Origin of the sequence: Tolypothrix tenuis PCC 7101 (genome assembly GCF_963874875.1) — a bacterium.
Lineage (GTDB): Bacteria > Cyanobacteriota > Cyanobacteriia > Cyanobacteriales > Nostocaceae > Aulosira > Aulosira tenue.
Map to the genome: position 1 here is coordinate 3,885,062 of NZ_CAWNJS010000001.1, position 21,416 is coordinate 3,906,477.

Sequence of the window (21,416 nt, forward strand, 5' to 3'; positions counted from 1 at the left end):
TAATGTCATACCAATTCACGAAAGTGCTGCTACAAATCACTTCCTCTGCTTGCCTATGCTTACCATTTTGAAAATGAAGTGATATGAGTGTTTCTATTTTCCATACTCTACATTTAGCAAGCATAAAATCATTCAGAAAATCGATGTTTTTCAGGAGTATTCAATGAACTTGTTATTTCAACAATTACCAGGCTCAGAGTTAGCACCCAAAACAATTCAAGAAACCCCATCACCAGGTGCAGCACAAGACCCGCTCATTGCCAAAAATCTGCAAAAAGGGCAGTATGTCGGCATTATTGGGCTAGCGATCGCACTAGTTGCTGCGGTGGGATTTTTTAGTCGCAGAGTTGAATATGCGATTTTGCTAGCTGTTATTCTCAGCTTGGGTTTAATTGCTTTCTTTCTATTTCTCTAAGCAAGTTTATCAAGAGTCAAATGACTCTTGATAGCGGTTTCTATATGGGTGATTAAATTAACCGCAGATGGAAGAGGATATAGACGCGTAGCGGCTTCCCGCACGGTACGCAGATGCACGCTGATAAATTGTTATTTCAGCAGATTGATTATGCGTGAAAAATAGCAATTTAGATTTCTAAAACTTTTGCAAGGGGAGAGATTTTATGAACAGCACAGTTCATCAAACTGTAATTTTAGGTGGTGGCTTTACAGGGTTATTTACAGCCTTACATTTAGCTCACGAACATTATCCTCGTTCTGTGATATTGATTGATAAAAATGAGCGTTTTTGTTTTAAGCCATTACTTTATGAATATTTTGATGGCGAAATGGATAGCTTTCAAGTAGTACCCCGCTTTTCGGAATTACTTCAAGGTAGTGGTGTAATTTTTGTTCAAGATACCGTCGATTCTATAGACCTGCATCAACGAGAAGTAAAATTAGCTTCAGGAAATTCTTACAGCTACAGTAATTTAGTCTTAGCTTTAGGTAGTGTGACTGGCTATCATCAGGTTAAAGGCGCTCAGGAACATGCTTTCCCGTTTTGGACACAAGCAGATGCGATCGCACTCGATAAACATTTGCGTGATTGTTTACAAAGAGCCTTGCAAACTGAAGATGCAGAACAACGCCGAAAATTGCTAACTGTAGTGATAGTTGGTGGTGGTGCTTCCGGTGTAGAAATGGCAGCCACTCTAGCAGATTTTCTCCCACTTTGGTATAGCGCTTTAGGGGGAAATCCTCAGGAAATCCATGTAGTTCTGCTCAATCATGGTGAAAAAATTCTCGACGGCGATATTAACGATCCACTCCGTCCCAACGCCGAACAAGAATTACAAAAACGCACTGTACCAATCGAAATTCTCAGGGGAGCTGAAGCGACTGCGGTTAACTCCAACTCTATTGAATATAAAACTAACGAGCAAGTTAAAACTTTACCAACCTACACCACAATCTGGACAGCCGGAACTTCCAACCATCCATTAATTCAAGACTTACCAATTCCCAAAGAACACCGCGATCGCCATAATCATCCCCTAGTTACGCCTACTATGCAACTGCTCGACTTTCCCGAAGTCTTTGCAGGTGGTGATTGTGTAGCAGTTCAGGGTAATTCCCTACCACCTACAGCCCAAGTCGCTTATCAACAAGGAGCCACTATTGCCAAAAATTTAAAAGCGATCGCTCTCGGAGAAGAACTGAAAACTGTGAAAGTTAATATCCGAGGAACTCTCTTAAAGTTGGGGTTAAATGATGCGGCTGCTAACCTTTTCAATGTTTTTGAAGTTGCAGGTGAACCCGCACACTTAATTCGTCAAAGCACTTATTTAACACTATTACCAACACCAATTCATGACTTTAAAGCTACTGAAGAATGGGTGCATGATGAGATTTTTCACCATCACTTAGACAATCAAGATGTTGGTAAAAAAGTTGTACAAGCAGTGGAATTAGTAGGTGCTGGAGTTGTAGGCGTTTTAGCTGCCAGAAGATTATTGAAAATGCTGGGCGATGAAGATAAAAATCAGACTTCTTGAAAAGTAATTTCTTTACAGGACTTACGCAAAAGTCACGGAATTACGTCATTACGAGCTGTGCGACGTAATCGCTTTAAATTATGGGATTGCTTCCCTACACTCCGTTCCGGTCGCAATGACAAATTTTGCTTGCGTAAGTCCTGAATCTGTATAGTTCAGTTCAGAAAATTAATTGACAACAAAGCCAAAACACTAGTTACTCAACAAAAAACCAGAACAATAATTTTGGAGGGGGTTTGGGGGACGCAACCGTCACCCAATCGGGGGTTTGGGGGAGAATCCCCCAATTCTGCTGGCTTTTTCAACAAGTGACAAATTAATCTCTCATGATCTCAACCCAAGCAGATTGGATCATATTGAACTAACAGTTTCCCTCGCAGCTTCTCGCAGCCGTTCCACATCGCGCATCGGTGGTGCGCCAAACAGCCGCTTGTACTCTCTGTTGAAATGGGAAGCATCCTCATACCCCACTTGGTAAGCAGCACTGGTAGCGTCCAGGTTTTCCCCCAACATCAGACGGCGAGCTTCCTGAAGCCGCAGTTGCTTCTGTCACTGCAAAGGACTCATTGCAGTGACAGACTTGAAGTGATGGTGGAAGCCCGAAACACTCATTCCCAGTTCTCGGGCAATGCTTTCAATTCGCAGAGGTTCCTTGAAGTCTTTACGAAGTCGCTCAACGGCTCTGGCGATGTGGTGGGTGTAACCACCCAGAACGGCAATATGACGGAGCCTGTTACCTTGTTCTCCCATCAGGAGCCGATAAATGATTTCCCGCTTAATCAGTGGTGCCAGAACATGAGCTTCCGCAGGGGAATCTAGAAGCCTGACGAGCCGCACCACAGCATCTAACAGATTTGCATCCAACGGACTGACATCTATTGCTTTCACATCAGCACGGCTGCGCGATGAGGGATACCCTGCCTCAACCATGACTGAGCCAACGAGAGTGGGGTCGAGATCAAGGCGAAGACTCAGGTGCGGTTTTTCCTTGGAAGCATCCAAAATTTGGCTGACAATCGGCAGTTCGACCGTAGCCAGTAGATAATGCATTGGGTCGTACAAATAGCGATCGCTCCCCAAAAGCACTTCTTTACTACCTTGGGCAATTACACAAAAGGCAGGCACAGAGACACCATGAGAGCATTCCCCAGGTGAGGAGGAGCATTTGAAGTGCAATCCTTTCAGTGGTTCAATCATCCCATCATTACGGATAGCCTGTGAGATGCGCTCTGTCAGTTCGTCTCTGTTGGCTTGCGCTCTATCTGCCTCGCGCTTTGCCTGCGAGTCGTTGATTAAATCTAGATCAGACTTTTCTCTCGTTTTGGCAGCGTTCATTTCCAAGTTTGCAGAATTGTACAACGATTTTAGACGATTGTTCTATTGCTTGCCTTTGAGGATTCTTACAATTGAAGCTAAAGCAATAAAAAATGATTCCGACTTCTGGTAAAGATTCTAGATTTTTATTCAACATAAAACTCAGTTTTGATTGAGCAATAAACTTGCCTACTGACAAACAAAATGGTGTCAAGGCTCACCTTGCTTCTTAAAAAATCTCATCCCCAGTGATAGAGGAGACGATAAATGTTCAATCTCTACGATTGGGATAACAAGCAAAAAGGCATCAAGTGAAGGAATTAAGCAAATGGATATCAAAAGAAGTGGCTCACAGCCTTCCGCCAAAGGGCCAACCGAGTATTTTACTGGCACTGTCCGCATTGATCCCCTGTTTGAAGCACATGAGCCAGCACGCACATCTGGAGCCAGTGTCACCTTCGAGCCAGGCGCTAGGACAGCATGGCACACCCACCCGTTAGGACAGACTCTAATCGTCACGGCAGGCTGCGGTCTTGTACAACGCTGGGGCGGCCCCATTGAAGAAATTCGTTCGGGGGACACGATCTGGTTTGAGCCAGGTGAGAAGCATTGGCATGGTGCTACCTCAACCACAGCGATGACGCACATCGCCATTCAAGAATGGCTTGATGGTAAGCCTGTGGACTGGCTGGAAAAAGTCAGCCACGAGCAGTATGGAGAAATATCTTAGTGTTTTTGAGATGGTTTGCCATCAAGGGGAAAAACTGTCAGCAGAAAATGCTGATTTTGCTTCTTACCCTAGTGATGTCCCTGAGTTACTCAGCTTGCCGTGCCGACAACAGTATGACTAGCAGTGCCTCATCAAAGATGCCGACTGAAATATCAACCAAGCAGGCAGACAGTATGAAGATCAACATTAAGGTCAAAGACAAAGTCGTTACAGCCACTTTGCTCGACAGCAAAACCACTCAAGATTTTATTTCTCTGCTGCCATTAACGCTGACGTTAGAAGATTACGCGAAAACTGAAAAAATCAGTTATCTGTCAAGAAAATTATCCACAGAAGATGCACCCCCGGGCAGTGATCCTGCTTTTGGAGATATTGCTTATTACGCTCCCTGGGGTAATTTGGCGATGTATTACGGCGATTCTGGATACGCCAACGGGCTCATTATCCTCGGAAAAATAGATGGTGGCATTGAGGCATTTAATGTGCCTGGCTCTGTAAAAGTGACAATCGAGCTTGTTGAAAGAAAGTAATCAAGGAATAAATAATGATTAAAGACAAAGTTGTAATTATTACTGGTGCATCATCAGGTATTGGTGAAGCAAGTGCGAAATTGCTTGCCAGCAAAGGCGCAAAAGTTGTGTTAGGCGCGCGACGCGAACAACAACTAAAACAACTGGTTGATGCAATTAAAAGCGCTGGCGGACAAGCAGTCTATCAAGTGATGGATGTGGTTAACCCATCTGATAACGCTGAGATAGTCAAGTTTGCCAAGGAAACATTTGGAAGAGTCGATGTTATTTTCTTGAACGCTGGCATCATGCCAACTTCTCCACTTTCGGCATTGAAAACTGATGAATGGCATCAAACGGTTGATATCAATATCAAGGGTGTACTAAATGGTATCGCTGCTGTGTTACCAACGTTTATTAGCCAAAAGTCTGGGCATGTGATCACAACTTCATCGGTGGCTGGATTAAAAGCTTATCCTGGTGGTGCAGTGTATGGGGGGACGAAATGGTTTGTCCGCGATTTCATGGAAGTTCTACGCATAGAATCTGCTCAAGAAGGGACTAACATTCGGACTGCAACCATTTATCCTGCTGCAATTAATACTGAGTTGTTAAATCAGATTACTGACAAAGATGCGGCTGAAAAAATGACAGCGTTGTATAAGCAATATGGCATCTCACCGGATAGAGTAGCCAATGTTGTGGCGTTTGCGATTGACCAGCCAGAAGACACAAACGTGAACGAATTTACAATTGGCCCCACCACACAGCCTTGGTAAGAATAGTGCGGTTGGTTAATAGCCAACACCGTTGAGGTTTTCGGACGACCTTTAGCACAAACACAGGAGTTCAAAAAATGCAGAAGCGCAAACTGGGAAACAGCAATTTAGAAGTTTCAGCGATCGGGCTGGGCTGTATGGGAATGAGCTTTTCTTATGGCCCGCCTAAAAACAAGCAGGATATGACTGCTCTCCTTCAGTATGAAGCAGCCAGAGGAGGTAGGAACGAGATCCTTCAGAAGACCTGCGTTTTGAGTCATTACCAGTGGTTTTTCTGGCTGCTAGAGGGATGAGTTGCGATCGCGGCGTGGGTTACCCATTTCTCGTAGGGTAATACTGCCGTAGTCCAGAGGAGAACTCGCAGATTAACCCAAAGCGGTGTACCCAGTTCAAATAGGTTACTTAAATATCATTTGTGGGTGAATCAATTGATAGCCAGCATCCTTAATTTTTTGATTTGATACCCAAGCATTATAGGGACGATTATTTTGCAGCGAAGCATCCCATTTAATTGGAGGTAGATTGTGCATTGTTAGCAAAGTTTCAAAAAATTCACGGCTAATGAGATGTGCATCGTCAACTACATTATAAATTCCTTGCCAATTGTGTTGGCGCGCAAACTCAATTACACCCACAATATCATCAAGATGAATCCAATTGGCGACATCATCACCATTACCAGGACGACTAGTACCAGCAAGGCGACCAAATATTTTGATTAGTTCTCTACCTGGGCCATAAATGCCGCCTAATCGTAAAATACAAACTCCCAGATGTTCGCTAGCTGCTGATAGCAAAACATCTTCAGTTTCCTTCATAATTTTACCATTAGTAGTGCTAGGGTTAGCTGTAGTTTCTTCATCTACAAACTCACCATTTTTGTCACCATAAACAGAATAACTACCTGTGTAGATGAGTTGCCGCACATTTGGAAATTCTGGCAAAATAGAGGCTAAAGTTTTGGCAGTTTGCAAATAAGCTTCTTCATAAAAATCAGCGCCTTTTGCACCCACACTTAACAGCACTACATCTTGATTTGCTAATACTTTTTTTAGCCCATCTGCATCATTACCTTTAACTAATGCAACTTTTTGGGCTACTTGTTCTAATGTGGATACACGTGTTGGTGTAGTTGTGCTTGCAGTCAATACAAAATTCATTTTTTGCTGCCAATGTTGAGCAACGGCAGAACCTACATAACCACAACCAATGATTGCAATGTTCATGATTTCTCACAACAAATTAATCTAGATTACTATTTTGCTAATTCGTTTTCAATTGTGGCAATTAATTCTGGTGAATATGGTTTGACGCTGCTTTTAAAACGAGCTACAACTTCACCTTGCTTATTAACTAAAAATTTTTCAAAATTCCAAGCAACAGGCCCCGTAGGCTCAACTGCATTGGTAAGACGAGTATAAAGCGGGTGCTGTTGGGAATCTTTAGCATGAACTTTATCAAACAGTTCAAAGCTCACTCCGTACTTGCTCGTACAGAATTGTACAATTTCTTCGTTGCTGCCCGGTTCCTGTGCGCCAAAGTCATTGCTAGGAAACGCCAAAATCCGTAAGCCAGCGTCTCTATACTCTCGGTTCAACCTTTCTAATCCCTCATATTGAGACGTGTAACCACAGTAAGAAGCCACATTCACAATCAAGAGTACTTTGCCAGCATACTCACTCAGTAGCTTATCCTCACCGTTGATGGTTTTGACTGTAATGTCAGAAATGTTGGTACTCATCTTAAATGGATTTTTTGATAACTATTGCCAAGTTTCCCACATTGCTGGCAAAGTTTTTTGATGAAAAAGGGATTGGGGATTAGGGATTAGGTACTGGGGATTGGGGAACTCGGGGCCCCCTCTGGGGATAAGGGGTAATGGGGACAAGGAAGATGAGGGAGATGAGGGGGAATTACCAATTACCAATTACCAATTACCAATTACCCATTACCCATTACCAAACCCCCAACTTATTGATGAATAGAACCATCAGGCATAATAGCGCCGGCGAGGTTAGCTCCTATCAATTTAACCAGAAGGCGATCGCCTGAGCGAATCCGCGCTCCTGTTAAGTCAGCGCCTCGCAAATCAGCGCCACTTAAATCTGCTCCAATTAAGTTGGCTGAACGTAAATTCGCTTCTCTCATATCTGCTAATAAGAGGTTAGCTCTAAATAAATTGGCTTCCGATAAATCTGCACCTCTGAGATTCACTTTGTGCATAAATGTATCGCTGAGGTTTGCACCGCTTAAGTTGGCAAAACTCAGGTTTCTCCCCGATAAATCTTTGTTGCTCAAGTTGGCTCGACTAAAATCTTTACCACTCAAATCTGTATTTTTAGATGATGGTTCATAACCAGTTTGAGGTGGCTTTTTTGGTTGAGGCGGATGTGGCTGATGTGACGGATGTGGCGTTGAGTATGTTGTCGGTTGATGCTGGTGCGGGTGTGAGTATGTTGTTGGTTGATGCTTGACTTTGATAGAACGCAATTTATCACGCGCTTCGTTAATCGCTTTTAGCTTATCTTGCGCCTTTTGTTGTAAACGGAGATTGTCTTGGGGAATGCGATCGGGATGCCATACAAAAACCAAATCTTTATAAGCCTGGTTTACTTCTTCAAGTGTTGCTCCAGGCTCTAATTCCAAGACTCTATAATACCGCTCCAACTCGCTCATAGGGTGTTTTTGTGGACAATCAAGTTAATAATTAGTGATGCATCCGTCTGTTGGCTTAATTATTTATTAAATTTGACTTTTTACGAATATTTTATATCTCATATAATTTAAGATAGCGTATTCAAATACTCTCTCTAATAAAGTAGAGGAATTTTATCAGGTGCTTTTGTAATTGTAAAAGCCACCTGCCCTTTATTTTTGTGCTTAATGATTTGCTCTTTTAACATTGTCTAAAAATGGTAACAAATTTTTTGTTGCTTGACTGGACAATCAATTCTTAGCGACGCTCCTATTATTGTAGATAATCTCACTAGATAGAATACTGGCTGCTGATTATGGGCTTAAGTTCATAGCAAGCCAAATTTGCCCTTTCTCCAAATTTGAGATGAGAGACTGGGGATTTCTGTAGCAACTACTTGTATAGCCAAGTCCCACAGAAAAAAGTTTCACATAGGTTATTATACAAGCCAATAGTGACTAACTCAGTCCATAAATAACCTTTCTCTTAGCTTAAGGGCTATTAATCGGCCACTATGAACTGGTTACACCTAGAGGCAATATCATAATTCTTCATCTGTCTGGGTGTAAATACTTCATAATGGCTGATTTACATAAGTAGAGACTATGGCCTAAGGACTAGAAAAGCAAAATTTTCTGGCTTGGTTGTAGGATTTTACCGCAATCAACTGACTGATAAATAGGTATTAGGGACTGAAAATTGGCAAGTAGAACGAAGACAACGTAGATAAACAATTCAAAGTCTGTTCATTAAGAAATTTATTTGAACCTTGACTTTTGAGTATAGACAATAAATTTTCTTTCGTTTTGCTGTATGCAGTTCATTAATGGTTACTTAAATTATTGGCAAAATTAGATAGTTAGGAGTCGATAGTTATGATTCATTTTTCTCCATCTGTCTATCTTGTGATTTATCCATTTCGCCAACGATTTATAGCTCTTAAATATGCTGCAATTGGAATTTGATAAACCTCAATACAAATCCAAAGAATAATTGCTAAATGTAACAAAAAAGTTAATATAGTCCAGATATATGGCAGCCAGGTAATAAATTCATGGGGAGTGGGGGGAAAATTGTAAGCGACTATGCCAATTAAAGTGGTAGGTAGGAAAATAAATGCGATCGCAGCTAGCCCATAGCCCCAACCGAGTTCCACACCTTCTAATTGAGCTTCTGTCCAACTAAAACCATTCCAACGCCAAATCAATGGCGGTTGTCTGGAAGGCATTTTTAGTTGCTGCTGTTCTAGATTGACAGTAAAAATTTCTTGGCAGAAGTCACAAGCCATAGCTTCCATCAATGGCATACGAGTAATTTTACCAACTCGACAGACTGGGCAAGGGTAAGCGCCTTGGTAGTCGAAAGATGTAGCTAAAATTTTGGAACGACGCATCATAAAACAGAAGTAGGCTAGTAATGTAATTGAGTTGCTGCAACAGTTAGCAGTTACGGGCTAAGTAAAGAGGCATGGGAGCAGGGAGCGGGGAGCAGGGGTGAGAATAAAAATATTCTCGGACTATATTTGGATAATTTATTTTCTGGGAGTCTTTAAGAGCGGACAAAGAAGGAGAGAGCTTCTTACCCATGCTCCACTTCTATACGAGAAGCTACGCGTAGCTTGCTTCCACGAAGTGGTACGCTCCGCACAGAGGAAAAGGGCTTGCTCCCCCTGCTCCCAGCCCCCTGCCCCTTTTCCTCTTTTGATTATTACCTCCATAGCAGAATAATATATTTGCCAGTTTTGTAAGTTGCGGAATTGTCAAATTTTTGAGACTTCAGCAATTCCCATAGCCATCACCTAAAAATATTTGTCAGCTTATCTAAATCTTAATAGTTACAAGTCGGTGACAGGACAACCCATAACCTAGGGATGATTTGGAGAGACGCGATTAATCGCGTCTCTCCAAGAGTTAAAAGTTATTCCCCTTGTCTCCTTGTCCCCTTGTTCCCTTAACGAGCAGCTTTTAACCGCACACGACAAGACGAGGTCTTGACGTAAAGAACTGTGTCTGTTATCGTGGCTCTTATATTAGGTTTACATCGGTTTACATCAAAAATTATCTAGTTAAGTACTGTAATGATTTTCAGCAGCAAATCCTATTTTTATTTTTGGCAAAAGGCGGTTCACCGGCGGTGAATAGTTTCCTAATGGAAACCGCCAGGTGAACCGCAGAGCAACCTCTGCGGTTTTTGTTTTTTCAGGAGTATCTCGTCGTCATGATCTATTGCGGTAGCTGGTTTTATAGCTTTTACTTTTGGCCCAGAGCAAGTTCCGGGTAAATAGCGTCATGTCGATTCATCACAACGCACCCGGAACTCACAAGATGAGATTCCGGGTTTTTTGTTATCCATCAACCTCATAATCCAAACACAAGGAAAATTTCACCATGATTAATGCTCAACTCGCCGCTCAATCCCATCCTAGCCACCAAACAATTGTCAAACTCTCAGAAACAGTTAGTTTCGGTGGTGAGGAATTAGTGATTATTGGTGGCCCCTGCACAGTGGAAAGCTTAGAACAAATGGAAACAGTCGCCCAAAAGTTAGCGGCTGCACCTGTACAGGCTTTGCGTGGTGGTGTCTACAAACCCCGCACCTCTCCCTACGCTTTCCAAGGTATGGGAGAAGCAGGATTAGAAGTTTTGGCAGAAGTGCGATCGCGTTACAATATCCCAGTCGTCACAGAAGTGATGTCAATTGCTCAAATTGAAGTAGTCGCGGCTCATGCTGATATGCTGCAAGTTGGTAGCCGCAATATGCAAAACTTCGACTTACTCAGAGCTTTGGGACAAGCTGGGAAGCCAATATTACTCAAGCGCGGACTGGCGGCGACAATTGAAGAATTCGTCATGGCTGCTGAATATATTTTGAGTCACGGTAATCCGGATGTGGTGCTGTGCGAGCGAGGTATCCGCAGCTTCGATAATTACACCCGCAATGTACTGGATTTAGGCGCAGTAGCAGCTCTCAAGCAAATTACTCACCTACCTGTGATTGTAGATCCATCCCATGCTGTAGGTAAACGGGAATTAGTAGCACCTATGGCTAAGGCTGCTATAGCTTGTGGTGCAGATGGCTTAATTATCGAATGTCACCCAGAACCAGAAAAATCTGTATCTGATGCACGTCAAGCCTTGTCTTTAGAAGACATGGTGAATTTGGTTACAAGTTTAAAGCCTTTAGCCGCAGCAGTTGGACGCAATATTTCCGATTTAGGGGTGGGTGTAAAATCTGCTCCTATTTTTTGCGCGGTGGCGTAAGGTGGGGAAGGGGGAAGGAGGAATGGGTAATGGGGATTGGTAATTGGGGTTTGTGAGAGGGAGCGGGAAACAGTGTATTATTTTGAATTTTGAATTTTGAATTTTGAATTGATTTGTCTCCCTCATCCCCTCATCGCCAATTAAATAGGAATTTCAATGACAAACCTAGCACCTTGCCCTAAAGAAGATACACAATTTAATTTCCCACAGTGTTGCTCAACTATAATTTGATAGCTGATGGAGAGTCCTAAGCCAGTACCGGAACCAACTGGTTTAGTAGTGAAAAAAGGATTAAATATTTGGGATAATGTGGCTTCATCCATACCCAAACCATTATCTATAATTGAAATTCTGACTGCTTTATTATCTGCGACTGGGGATTGGGTAATTGGTAATAAAAATTTCTCCTCTGCTGATCTTTCTCAGCCTACATCCCTATTAGTTCGCCAACAATTTCATAAAGTTTCCAGTTTTATCAATATAGCCACTATAGACATCTTTCTCGTCAATTTTGACGAGAGCTACTCCTTCTGAAAAAGGTTCAGCTTTGTCATATTCCATCCGGACAACAAGTTTCCCTGTGGTATCAATGTAGCCGTATTTGTAACCCATTTTAACAGCTGCCATTCCTTCAGAAAATGACTCCACCCAATCAAATTGAACCTTGAGAGTATTTTCTGTTGATGTACTTATCTCAGTATAATTATTGATGCGCCGATGACTAAATGTATTCTTTTTAATTTCTTTTGGGTCTAATTTTCCGGCGGGTTGAGAGTAAACACCAGATTTGAGAACGGTAGCTAAAGCATAATTATCTTCTCGTAAACCTTCATAGAAAAACATAACTTCTCCTTGAATACCAAGACAACGATTAGTTTTGATGGCAGTTTCTAAATATTCTGGAGTAATTTTATAGGTACTTTTCTTTAGAAGGATAGCTGGAATTAGTTGTGGCAATTTCTGTTGGGTAAATTGCTTAGATATTACCTTATCTATGCCTGTTTGATAAAGGTTCAATTCTTTATCATATATCTGTGGATGAATTAAATCGACTAATCCCCAATCAATCCAAGTTTGCGAATCTTGGAGGTAGTTTTCATAACACCAAGGATAATTATTTGGCGACATAGAAATAATTAAGTCGGGGTTGACATTAATTACTGCACGATAGAGGCGGTGTAAAAAATGGGAAAGAATATCCGCCCGCCATATTACCCATTGTCGCCATTGTTGTCTCCATTCTGAATCTTGCCAGAGTGGATCTAGTGGTTCTTTTGGATCTAGAGGATTTCTTCTTTTTGGCGGTTTTGGTGGTGATTGACCAAACTCATCTTGATAGCGTTTAATAGTTTTTTCATCATAACCACCTTCCATAGGAAAAGCAGGCAAGTGATCGTCTCCTTGTATGCCTGCAATGCCGTCACCATACTTATTTACAACTTCTAAAAATATACTTAATATAAATTCTTGAACTTCGGCATCGAGGGCATTTAACCAATAATAATCATTAACAACTAGGGGTTTACCATCAACACTATAAGCTGCCCATTGAGGTTTTGCTTGAATAATTTTTCCGCCATCTCCTTTATAAGAACTCATAAAGCCATATTCAAACCAAGGAATTACCGCAATATCAAATTTTTTGGCTTCTGTAATTAGTTCTTGTAAAGGATCTCTATTTTTAAATTCCTGCCGAGGTTTTATCTCTATGCCAAATTTTTCTTTCATTACTTGGCTAGGATAATTAGTTGAACCTTGATTCCAGACAACGGGAAATACAACGTTAAATCCAGTGTCGGCGAGAAATTTGATCGCCTCGGCAATATTGTCTTTAGAGTCTAATACTTTACTATCTGTTGTAGTGAGCCAAACGCCGCGAATTTCCATAAATGATATCGAGTTTGATGCTTGGCTTGGGGTTTGATTTTGGATATTCGTGCCAATTACCAATTACCCCTTACCTAATCTTCAAGTAGCAAATTTACCATGTTCAATACGGCGGTGTGATGAGAATTATAGAAGAACCAGCTTAAAAGATTCTAAAGATTGCACCTATGGGCATAGGGCATTGGTAATTGTGAGAGGCAAGAGAGAACAGGGAACAGAGAATTTCTGTGATATTTAAGCCCCGTCACGACCTACCACCTCTAGGCGGGAATCTCTCAAGGGTAGGTATTTTGTATTTGGCAATTTTTTGGCTATTTCAGCCGATGCTTGAATCCTGGCCGACTTGAAGGGAAGTGCCGTCGCGTTGTAGCAAGTGGCATTGCGTTATGGCTATGAAAGGATTTGGGACACAGAGACAATAGAATCGCAGGGTACCTCTGCATGGATGGTAATGAAAAAATATTTATGCAAGTGATGAACAATGAAGAATTTAAAGCACTTGTATTTGAAAAATTACTATCCAGTATTTATGAAACTCTCAACAGCGAACAGTCAGAATAGTCATATACAGATTGGCATTACCCACAAAAGTTATCTGATATTTGCAACAGTTAACTTTTCTCTAAACCAGCGTCTTTAAGCCAATAGACCTAACTTTTTACCGTTGTCTTTAGCTAAACGAATTAAGTTCTGTCTCTGCTTTGATTCAATTCCGACACGATTACAAAAATTAGTGATTGTTTGGGCGTGTAAACCAATAGCTTTACCACGTAACTGATTAAATTTAGCTTTGCCCATCCATTCACGGAACAATATTACTAATGGTGCAAACATTTTTTATCTCTCCTGATTGTCAAAGTTATTTGTAAATAGTTAGTGAATATGTAGATATATGCGGTGGCGATTAGCTAACGCCGCAAGCAACCAAAACTAATGCGGTGACTAATAAAGTAGCGACTCCAGCCTGGAAACTATAACTACGTTGTTCCTCATTTGAGGGATAGTCTGCGTAGTAGATTTGGGGTTCGTTTGCATAGTTGTTGAGAATGCCGTCTTCGTTAATGGTGGTGTACATAGTTTTTTGCGCTCGTTAACTTATGTAAATTAATGTAACGAAATTGTTACGAATTGACAAGAAGGCTTGACACAGAAAAACTTATACCTCCGATAAAAGATATTTATAAAAGTGAACAAAAAAAATCCCTAGCTGAAAGCTAAGGATTGACAAGCAACTATGTCCAATGTGCGTTGGTAGCAGCGAAGGTTAGGACAGGGGTTAAAAACCTTTACCCTTTACCCCTTACCCTGCCTTCCTTTTAAGCAAAGCGCCAGCGACCAACTGTACCATTATCTAAATCAACAAAGTATAAATTACCGTCTGGGCCTGTGTTAATTTGCACCACGATTTGAGCATTCATAGCAAAGGTTTCCACTGATGTGACATTGCCAAGGGAATCGAAGCTGATATTGCGGACAATACCTTGACCCAAATCATTGAAGAACAAGTCTCCCCAATATTGTTCGGGAAATGCAGTGCCACTGTAAACATCACCCATGACGATCGCATTAATTCCGGTAATGCTATGGTTAAGGGCATAAATGGATGGTGTTGTAGTTTGTCCACTCGCATAAAAGGCTTGGGATTGGGGTAAATCTTTGTAGCCACTAGTCTGGAGGCTAATACCACTACCACCTTCATAGTAGGGCCAACCATAGTTTGCTCCCGGGCCACCTGCATTGATTTCTTCCCACTGTGTCCAACCTACGTCACCGATATAAATCTGTCCAGATTCAGGAGAGATGGTAAACCGGAAGGCGTTCCGCAATCCATATTGGTAAACCTTAGAACGGTTACTGTTAGGATCTCCGTTGTAGAAGGGATTGTCTGCTAAACCCTCACCAGTAATCGGGTCAATCCGCAAAATTTTACCAGATAAGTTATCAATATCTTGGACACGATATGTCCGCCAGTCAACTTGGTTGTAGGAAGTTCCATCGCCATTGCTGATATAGAGTGCGCCATCTGGGCCAAATCTCACAGTCCCAACGGTGTGGGTTGTGCTGTCAGCAGCCAGGAAATCTTGGATATTTTGTCCATTTGGCAAAATACCAGCTGGGGCTGCGTTAAAGTCTACGGTGCTGTTAACAAATGCATTGAAATTGTTCCAAGTACTATTTTTACCCAACAAGACAACTTCACTACCAGGTATAGCGGTGGTGTAGTTGGTACTAGGATCAGCCGTGACTCGAATGAGGCGGGCGGCGCGATTACCTTCTTGGTCTGGCCCTGCTAAACCACCGTTTTGGTAAACTTCTGGAGGATCGTAAGTAAAGGCCAAGTAAACATAAGGATTGTGAATAAAATCGGGATGAACAGCAATATCTAACAAGCCGCGATCGCTGACATTATTAACTTGGCGAGATATATCGATAAAGGGAGTTGCCAGTAAAGCACCATTTTTGAAGACTTTGACAACTCCACTCTTTTCCGCCACAAACATGAGTTGTCCATCAGGCAATTGTCCAGCAGGTGTCCAGTCTATTGCTGTTGGTTGTGCTAACCCAGCGATTAAAGTGTCTGTATATAGTTGACGCGAATCTGGTAGCGGTTGTGCTTGGTATAGTTGCTGGATTTCTGCTGCCCCTAACGCCGTATTATAAATTCGGACATCGTCAATTTGTCCTTGGAAGTAGTTATCAACTCTGCCTATATTGAGTTGTTGCGTTGTCGTTGGTTTACGTCCAGCAAAGTCATTTGTAGAGTACACTTCCTGGCCATTCACATAAGCCTTGTATGTGGTACCGTCAAATGTAGTTACCACATGGTTCCAGGCATTGAGTCTCAACACATTTCCTGTGGTAAAGGAGTTCCAGTTATTACCATCTCCAAACCCAGCATGAATTTGTATTTGGTTATAAACCCAAATCCCTGGATAACGTTGGTTATTGCCAGTACCGGGTGGCTGATATCCTAGAACGCCATAATAGCCATTATTTGTAAGGTTAGAATAAATCCATACTGATTCTGTAAATGTGCCATTACTTAAATTTAGAGTGGGGTTGCTTGCTATATCTACGTAGTCATTAATGCCGTCAAAGTTTAAACTGTTGGGATCGTTAAAGTTCAACAGTGGTACTTTTGTAGTTGGGCCAGTGGGTGGGGCAATGTTGACGTGGCTACCGTTGTTATTAAAACCGGAGGAATCTACGACAGTAGCACCAATAGTACTTTCATCCAATTTCCAATAGCCTACTAATCCTGAGATATTCTCGTTGTCTACTATCGTAATTTGAGCAGTACGAGGTGCTAATAAACTTGCGCCACCAGTGATGTTATCAATTGCCAAACCAAAAGTTTCATTTGGTTCTGTCAAATTATCATCCAAGATAGGAATGACAATAGATTTGCGGGTTTCACCAGGAGCAAATATTAGTGTCCCTGTTTGTCTGATATAGTCTGCGCCGGGAGTAGCGGAACCATCAACTGTTTGATAGTCAACGGTGACAGTGCCTTCGCTTCCTTGTTGTCTGAGGACGGTGACAGTAGCAGTGCCATTACCTTCATTGACGGTGATCGTACTACTTTCCAATCCAATGACACCAAGTCCGGGGGTAGGAGTCGGAGGGGGAGGTGTGGGTGTAGTTTGCTGGGCCAGGGTGCTAATTTCCGCGGCACTGAGGGCGCGGTTATAAATTCGCACATCGTCAATTTGCCCTTGGAAGTAATTATCAACGCGTCCAATATTTAGTTGTTGAGTCGCAGTTGGTTTGCGTCCAGCAAACTGAGTAGTAGTATAAACTTCTTGGCCATTGACATAGGCTTTATAGGTAGTGCCGTCAAAGGATGTGACTAGATGATTCCAAGCATTGAGCTTGAGTACATCACCTGTGGTAAAAGAGTTCCAATTGCTGCCATCGCCAAAACCAGCATGGATTTTTCTTTGGTCGTAAACCCAAATACCAGGATAGCGGTCAGAATTTGAGTTACCTGGCTGATAACCAATCACGCCATGATAGCCATTATCTGTAATTTGCGAATATATCCATACAGATTGGGTGAATTTACCAGCACTTAAATTGAGGCTAGGATTGCTCGCTATATTTACATAATCATTTACGCCATCAAAGCTTAAACTGCCGGGGTCTGTAAAGCTGAGGCTAGGAACATTTGTTGATGGGCCGCTAGGTGAGGCGATATTGACATGGTTACCGTTATTCTGAAAACCAGAGGAATCAATGACGCTGGCACCAATAGTAGTTTCATCTAACTTCCAATAACCCACCAAACCGGGATTATTTTCGTTATCTATAATTGTGATTTCCGTGGTTTGGGGTGCTGATAACGTTGCACCACCAGTGATATTGTCAATGACAAAGTTAAAAGTTTCATTTGCTTCTGGCAGTGTGTCATCCAGAATTGGAATTGTGACAGACTTGCTAGTTTCACCAGCAGCAAAGGTCAGTGTGCCTGATTTACTGGTATAGTCTGTACCAGCAGTAGCATTCCCATCAACTGTATGGTAGTTAACGGTGACAGTGCCATCACTTCCCTGTTGCCTCAGTACAGTAAGAGTAGCAGTGCCATCAGCTTCATTGACTGCGATCGCATTATTTTGCAGAGTAATTACACCAGGCTTGGGAGTTGGGGATGTAGATGTTCCCATCTGTGCGAGGGTGCTAACCTCTGCAGAACTCAGGGCACGATTATAAATTCGCACATCGTCAATCTGCCCTTGGAAGTAATTATCAACACGTCCAATATTTAGTTGTTGAGTCGCTGCTGGTTTACGTCCAGCAAACTGAGTAGTAGTATAAACTTCTTGCCCATTGACATAGGCTTTATAGGTTATGCCATCAAAGGATGTGACTACATTATTCCAAGCATTAAGCTTGAGTACATCACCTGTGATAAAAGAGTTCCAGTTACTACCATCGCCAAAACCAGCATGGATTTTTCTTTGGTCGTAAACCCAAATACCAGGATAGCGTTGACTATTTCCGGTTGTTGGTTGATAACCAATCACGCCATGATAGCCATTGTCTGTAATTTGCGAATATATCCATACAGATTGGGTAAATATGCCACCATTCAAATTGAGGCTAGGGCTACTTGATACACTAACGTAGTCATCCACACCATCAAATCGTAAAGCACCGTTAACCTGGCCTGTAGACCACTGGGGATTAGGATTATTTACCAGAGTGCCATTGTTATTTTGAATAGTATCAGTTGCAGTTAAACCGCTATTTTCATTAAATTGCCAACGCGCAACTAAACCATCATCAATAGCAAGGTTAGCACCATCATAATTAGCAATAGCAGCTTTGTTTAATACATCAAGACTTTCAAGGCTACCAGTTGCTACTTCTAAATTCCAATCTCCTCCGAGTTTAGAATTACCTGTGAGGCTATTGGAAGCAGCAATATCCGCGCCAGTTAATTGACTCAACTGTTGGATAAATAACTCTCCTTCTGCACCTGCGCCCACATTACAGCCGTAGAATAATACATCAGTATCGGCAGTAAAAGCATTACTCCAACTTTTGAGCGCATCGCTATATAAGCTGAGGTTTTGGGAATTCAAATTTATATTGCCAATTAATACATCTCCTACATTTCCGTGGGAGACAATATGTACACTGACAACGTTTTGATAATGCGCGAGTACATCTGCAATTTGTGCTACACCATCACGGGTAGGGTCGAGTGTAAACAACTGTGCATTACTAAAGCTTTGAGTCAGGCTAGAATTGTTAGCCAGCGCAGCATCAATAAAAACTAAATTTTGGCTGTTAGATAACCCAGCATTATTTAAAGAAGTGTATGTTCCCTGAACCAAAGAATTTGACTCTATATTTGGAGAATTTAACATTTTATTTTTAGTAGATCTAACCTCAATGAGTCCAAAAACATAATTAATTTTTGGACTCATTGCTGTTGGGGAAGGGGAAATGGGAAAAATTTTGGATTTATTGCTGTGTTTTAAAAAAATAAAGAAGGCAAAAGAATAATGCACTCATGAAAGTTGTTCATGGTGCAATAGTATTTGAAATCAAACTTTTTAAGACATCAAAGCATTACTAAATGATAAAAATATATTAGTGGTTCATGTGCAATTCAATATCGCAGAACATGAATATATGTCATGGCTGTGCAACCAGATAATGATTTGTTAATTTGGCAAAAATAGTTTTGTAGATATACGCAGCAACAGCGATATTTAACTCATGAATTAGAGAATTGTGCTTTCAGTCCTTCTACTGATTAAGTAATTATCATTGGAACCTATGTTTATCTTTGATGTCAATTTCTGTGATGGCTTTTATTGAAACATTCACATTTATCCTACTTTTTTGCTATAAAAATTAAATTCTTTTGAAGACAAGCTCAAATTCACCATAAAAAATACGTATTCATGTTCAGCTTGTCTGACGAATATTTGTCTAAATAAAAAGATTATTAAAAGATTATTTAAAATTTAATTATTGGTGGCTATAAGATTAGTTGTATGCCAAATAAAGCTTTTACAAACATAAATTTATTTAAAAGCAAGATATGAAGATAAACTTTATGTTTGTGAGGCTATTTATACTTTTTGTAAATGATGCTTGCTATAAAGTAAGTAAGAGCAAAACTATTAGCGATCGCTTTCTGATTACTGGGTAGCTAATTGGTATTGAAGTTAAATGAGACAGGTAGGTAGGATACCCAACGACCGCAAAATTTAAGATACAGAATCTCAAGGTAACAAGAAGAAAAATCCTAAGTTGGATGTGGAATATCGCACTATCTTTTAGACTAAGGGCAGCAAACTTGTTCAAACTGCCTTAGGAAGGTGGACTTTGTGACAGAGAATCATCATTTAACCTCTAACCTTCAGGATATGTCGCGTCGGGAATTGCGAGATTTAGTGCGAACTCAGTTACAAATGCTGTTGGAAGAGGGAGATTTACGAGGGGCTAAAGCAATTTTGGTACCTGTACAGCCTGCGGATATTGCTGAGGCTATAGAAGGTTTACCAGAAGCAATGCACGCTTTAGCGTTTCGTTTGCTTTCTAAGGATGAGGCGATCGCAGTTTATGAATATCTCGACTACAGTATTCAAGAACAGCTACTGGAGGAATTGAAAAGTCAGGATGTGCGGGACATTGTCGATAGAATGTCACCAGACGATCGCGCTAGGTTATTTGATGAACTCCCTGCAAAAGTTGTCAATCGTTTGCTAGAACAACTAAGTCCGGCGGAACGCACAGCCACAGCACAACTCTTGGGTTATGAAGCTGATACTGCTGGACGGATCATGACTCCAGAATTAATCTCTCTGAAAGAGAATTTTACGGTATCCCAAGCTATTGAGCGAATTCGCCGCCTCGCTAAGGCTAGCGAGATGATTTATTACCTTTACGTCACCGATGCTGCTAGACATTTGACGGGGATTGTTTCACTGCGGGAATTGGTAACATCCCAACCGGATCAAGCGATTGGCGAAATTATGACTCGTGATGTGGTATTTGTCCACACCGATACAGATCAAGAAGAAGTCGCAAAGTTGATTCAACGATATGACTTTTTGGCGGTACCTGTGGTTGATCGAGAACAGCGCCTTGTCGGGATTATCACCGTTGATGATGTGATTGATATTTTGCAACAAGAAACCACTGAAGATATTTATGCCTTGGGTGGTGGTGTGCAGTCAGGGGGTGATAATTACTTTCAGATGAATTTAATGGAAGTGGCACGCAAACGAGTTGTCTGGTTATTTGTCTTATTAATTACTAATACTGTGACGGGGACAATTATTAAATCCCAAGAAGATATTTTGGCTAAAGTCGTTACCCTGACAGCGTTTATACCCTTATTGACTGGTACTGGCGGGAATGTAGGGGCGCAATCTTCTACGGTAGTTATTCGAGGGATGAACACCGAAGAAATCCGGATGTTAGGGCCATTGCAGGTAATTGCACGAGAAGCGATCGCGGGTGCATTATTAGGTGCCATGTTAGGTACAGTCGCCACCGTCTGGGCTTACTTTCTCCAAGGAAAATTAGAAGTTGCGATCGCAGTAGGAACTAGTTTGGTAGCTATTTCTGTTTTGGCTTCTATTTCTGGTTCCGCACTACCGTTTTTATTTCGCTTACTCCGCCTCGATCCTGCTTTAATGTCTGCACCATTTATCACCACAGCAGTGGATGTTTTAGGTGTTTTAATCTATTTCAACTTAGCGCGGGTAATTTTAAATTTATAAAA

At 41.5% G+C, this 21,416-nt stretch carries 19 protein-coding genes; 8 read left to right on the forward strand and 11 right to left on the reverse strand.

Features of this window, described 5'->3' with window-relative positions:
• The first annotated feature begins 163 nt into the window (after positions 1 to 163).
• Complete coding sequence (locus AACU25_RS15865) at positions 164 to 415, forward strand: hypothetical protein (RefSeq protein ID WP_096577159.1); 252 nt, start codon at positions 164 to 166, stop codon at positions 413 to 415.
• A 205-nt stretch (positions 416 to 620) separates the two neighbouring features.
• The gene (locus AACU25_RS15870) at positions 621 to 1,994 is read left to right on the forward strand and encodes an NAD(P)/FAD-dependent oxidoreductase (protein ID WP_096577161.1); all 1,374 of its coding nucleotides are present in this window, start codon (positions 621 to 623) and stop codon (positions 1,992 to 1,994) included.
• A 351-nt stretch (positions 1,995 to 2,345) separates the two neighbouring features.
• On the opposite strand, the gene AACU25_RS15875 is transcribed toward AACU25_RS15870, so the two are convergent.
• On the reverse strand, positions 2,346 to 2,534 hold the full coding sequence (locus AACU25_RS15875; protein WP_321206634.1) for an AraC family transcriptional regulator: 189 nt from the start codon (positions 2,532 to 2,534) through the stop codon (positions 2,346 to 2,348).
• Between the two features lie 9 nt (positions 2,535 to 2,543).
• A complete protein-coding gene (locus tag AACU25_RS15880) occupies positions 2,544 to 3,329 on the reverse strand; it encodes an AraC family transcriptional regulator (RefSeq protein ID WP_321206631.1) in 786 nt (261 codons plus the stop codon).
• A gap of 307 nt (positions 3,330 to 3,636) precedes the next feature.
• Between AACU25_RS15880 and AACU25_RS15885 the strand changes: the two genes are divergently transcribed.
• Genes AACU25_RS15885 through AACU25_RS15900 form a run of 4 tightly spaced genes read left to right on the forward strand, consistent with a single transcriptional unit; the run spans position 3,637 to position 5,326 of the window.
• Entirely contained in the window at positions 3,637 to 4,038 is a 402-nt protein-coding gene (locus AACU25_RS15885) for a (R)-mandelonitrile lyase (protein WP_096577163.1), read from the forward strand.
• Entirely contained in the window at positions 4,022 to 4,159 is a 138-nt protein-coding gene (locus AACU25_RS15890; RefSeq protein WP_339382037.1) for a hypothetical protein, read from the forward strand. Before AACU25_RS15885 ends, AACU25_RS15890 begins: the two co-directional genes overlap by 17 nt.
• A complete protein-coding gene (locus tag AACU25_RS15895) occupies positions 4,152 to 4,568 on the forward strand; it encodes a cyclophilin-like fold protein (RefSeq protein ID WP_321206632.1) in 417 nt (138 codons plus the stop codon). The genes AACU25_RS15890 and AACU25_RS15895 overlap by 8 nt, the downstream gene beginning before the upstream one ends.
• A 14-nt stretch (positions 4,569 to 4,582) precedes the next feature.
• Entirely contained in the window at positions 4,583 to 5,326 is a 744-nt protein-coding gene (locus AACU25_RS15900) for an SDR family oxidoreductase (RefSeq protein ID WP_096577165.1), read from the forward strand.
• Positions 5,327 to 5,724: 398 nt separating this feature from the next.
• On the opposite strand, the gene AACU25_RS15905 is transcribed toward AACU25_RS15900, so the two are convergent.
• The 4 genes from AACU25_RS15905 to AACU25_RS15920 form a co-directional block, all read right to left on the reverse strand.
• Entirely contained in the window at positions 5,725 to 6,552 is an 828-nt protein-coding gene (locus tag AACU25_RS15905; RefSeq protein ID WP_096577167.1) for an SDR family oxidoreductase, read from the reverse strand.
• 29 nt (positions 6,553 to 6,581) lie between these two features.
• Complete coding sequence (locus tag AACU25_RS15910) at positions 6,582 to 7,067, reverse strand: glutathione peroxidase (protein WP_096577169.1); 486 nt, start codon at positions 7,065 to 7,067, stop codon at positions 6,582 to 6,584.
• A 230-nt stretch (positions 7,068 to 7,297) separates the two neighbouring features.
• Positions 7,298 to 8,002, reverse strand: a complete 705-nt coding sequence (locus AACU25_RS15915) for a pentapeptide repeat-containing protein (protein ID WP_096577171.1) — start codon at positions 8,000 to 8,002, stop codon at positions 7,298 to 7,300.
• A gap of 929 nt (positions 8,003 to 8,931) precedes the next feature.
• Positions 8,932 to 9,414 carry a hypothetical protein gene (locus AACU25_RS15920; protein WP_096583806.1) on the reverse strand — a complete coding sequence of 161 codons (483 nt, stop codon included), beginning with the start codon at positions 9,412 to 9,414 and terminating at the stop codon, positions 8,932 to 8,934.
• A gap of 994 nt (positions 9,415 to 10,408) precedes the next feature.
• On the opposite strand from AACU25_RS15920, the gene aroF reads away from it, so the two are divergent.
• Positions 10,409 to 11,281, forward strand: coding sequence for a 3-deoxy-7-phosphoheptulonate synthase (gene aroF, locus AACU25_RS15925; protein ID WP_096577175.1), 873 nt, complete (start codon positions 10,409 to 10,411; stop codon positions 11,279 to 11,281).
• Between the two features lie 140 nt (positions 11,282 to 11,421).
• Here aroF and AACU25_RS15930 read toward each other — a convergent pair whose 3' ends face one another.
• From AACU25_RS15930 to AACU25_RS15950, 5 genes are all read right to left on the reverse strand, one after another.
• Complete coding sequence (locus AACU25_RS15930; protein ID WP_190445696.1) at positions 11,422 to 11,670, reverse strand: ATP-binding protein; 249 nt, start codon at positions 11,668 to 11,670, stop codon at positions 11,422 to 11,424.
• A 49-nt stretch (positions 11,671 to 11,719) separates the two neighbouring features.
• Entirely contained in the window at positions 11,720 to 13,168 is a 1,449-nt protein-coding gene (locus AACU25_RS15935) for a family 10 glycosylhydrolase (protein WP_096577177.1), read from the reverse strand.
• A 636-nt stretch (positions 13,169 to 13,804) separates the two neighbouring features.
• Positions 13,805 to 14,002, reverse strand: coding sequence for a cyclic electron transport protein PGR5 (gene pgr5, locus AACU25_RS15940; RefSeq protein WP_045872762.1), 198 nt, complete (start codon positions 14,000 to 14,002; stop codon positions 13,805 to 13,807).
• A gap of 70 nt (positions 14,003 to 14,072) precedes the next feature.
• Complete coding sequence (psb34, locus tag AACU25_RS15945; protein WP_045872763.1) at positions 14,073 to 14,243, reverse strand: photosystem II assembly protein Psb34; 171 nt, start codon at positions 14,241 to 14,243, stop codon at positions 14,073 to 14,075.
• 241 nt (positions 14,244 to 14,484) lie between these two features.
• The gene (locus AACU25_RS15950) at positions 14,485 to 19,041 is read right to left on the reverse strand and encodes a LamG-like jellyroll fold domain-containing protein (RefSeq protein WP_199347232.1); all 4,557 of its coding nucleotides are present in this window, start codon (positions 19,039 to 19,041) and stop codon (positions 14,485 to 14,487) included.
• A gap of 1,011 nt (positions 19,042 to 20,052) precedes the next feature.
• On the opposite strand from AACU25_RS15950, the gene mgtE reads away from it, so the two are divergent.
• A complete protein-coding gene (gene mgtE / locus AACU25_RS15955; RefSeq protein ID WP_199347235.1) occupies positions 20,053 to 21,414 on the forward strand; it encodes a magnesium transporter in 1,362 nt (453 codons plus the stop codon).
• Positions 21,415 to 21,416: the final 2 nt, after the last annotated feature.

What these genes read in the sequence shown, in the direction of transcription:
- AACU25_RS15890 (WP_339382037.1), top strand. Translation starts at nt 4,022, where the DNA reads ATGGAGAAATATCTTAGTGTTTTTGAGATGGTTTGCCATCAAGGGGAA.
- AACU25_RS15905 (WP_096577167.1), bottom strand. Translation starts at nt 6,552, where the DNA reads ATGAACATTGCAATCATTGGTTGTGGTTATGTAGGTTCTGCCGTTGCT.
- AACU25_RS15950 (WP_199347232.1), bottom strand. Translation starts at nt 19,041, where the DNA reads ATGTTAAATTCTCCAAATATAGAGTCAAATTCTTTGGTTCAGGGAACA.
- AACU25_RS15870 (WP_096577161.1), top strand. Translation starts at nt 621, where the DNA reads ATGAACAGCACAGTTCATCAAACTGTAATTTTAGGTGGTGGCTTTACA.
- AACU25_RS15885 (WP_096577163.1), top strand. Translation starts at nt 3,637, where the DNA reads ATGGATATCAAAAGAAGTGGCTCACAGCCTTCCGCCAAAGGGCCAACC.
- AACU25_RS15895 (WP_321206632.1), top strand. Translation starts at nt 4,152, where the DNA reads ATGACTAGCAGTGCCTCATCAAAGATGCCGACTGAAATATCAACCAAG.
- AACU25_RS15865 (WP_096577159.1), top strand. Translation starts at nt 164, where the DNA reads ATGAACTTGTTATTTCAACAATTACCAGGCTCAGAGTTAGCACCCAAA.
- AACU25_RS15910 (WP_096577169.1), bottom strand. Translation starts at nt 7,067, where the DNA reads ATGAGTACCAACATTTCTGACATTACAGTCAAAACCATCAACGGTGAG.
- mgtE (WP_199347235.1), top strand. Translation starts at nt 20,053, where the DNA reads ATGTCGCGTCGGGAATTGCGAGATTTAGTGCGAACTCAGTTACAAATG.
- AACU25_RS15935 (WP_096577177.1), bottom strand. Translation starts at nt 13,168, where the DNA reads ATGGAAATTCGCGGCGTTTGGCTCACTACAACAGATAGTAAAGTATTA.
- AACU25_RS15920 (WP_096583806.1), bottom strand. Translation starts at nt 9,414, where the DNA reads ATGCGTCGTTCCAAAATTTTAGCTACATCTTTCGACTACCAAGGCGCT.
- AACU25_RS15880 (WP_321206631.1), bottom strand. Translation starts at nt 3,329, where the DNA reads ATGAACGCTGCCAAAACGAGAGAAAAGTCTGATCTAGATTTAATCAAC.
- AACU25_RS15915 (WP_096577171.1), bottom strand. Translation starts at nt 8,002, where the DNA reads ATGAGCGAGTTGGAGCGGTATTATAGAGTCTTGGAATTAGAGCCTGGA.
- psb34 (WP_045872763.1), bottom strand. Translation starts at nt 14,243, where the DNA reads ATGTACACCACCATTAACGAAGACGGCATTCTCAACAACTATGCAAAC.
- pgr5 (WP_045872762.1), bottom strand. Translation starts at nt 14,002, where the DNA reads ATGTTTGCACCATTAGTAATATTGTTCCGTGAATGGATGGGCAAAGCT.
- AACU25_RS15900 (WP_096577165.1), top strand. Translation starts at nt 4,583, where the DNA reads ATGATTAAAGACAAAGTTGTAATTATTACTGGTGCATCATCAGGTATT.
- aroF (WP_096577175.1), top strand. Translation starts at nt 10,409, where the DNA reads ATGATTAATGCTCAACTCGCCGCTCAATCCCATCCTAGCCACCAAACA.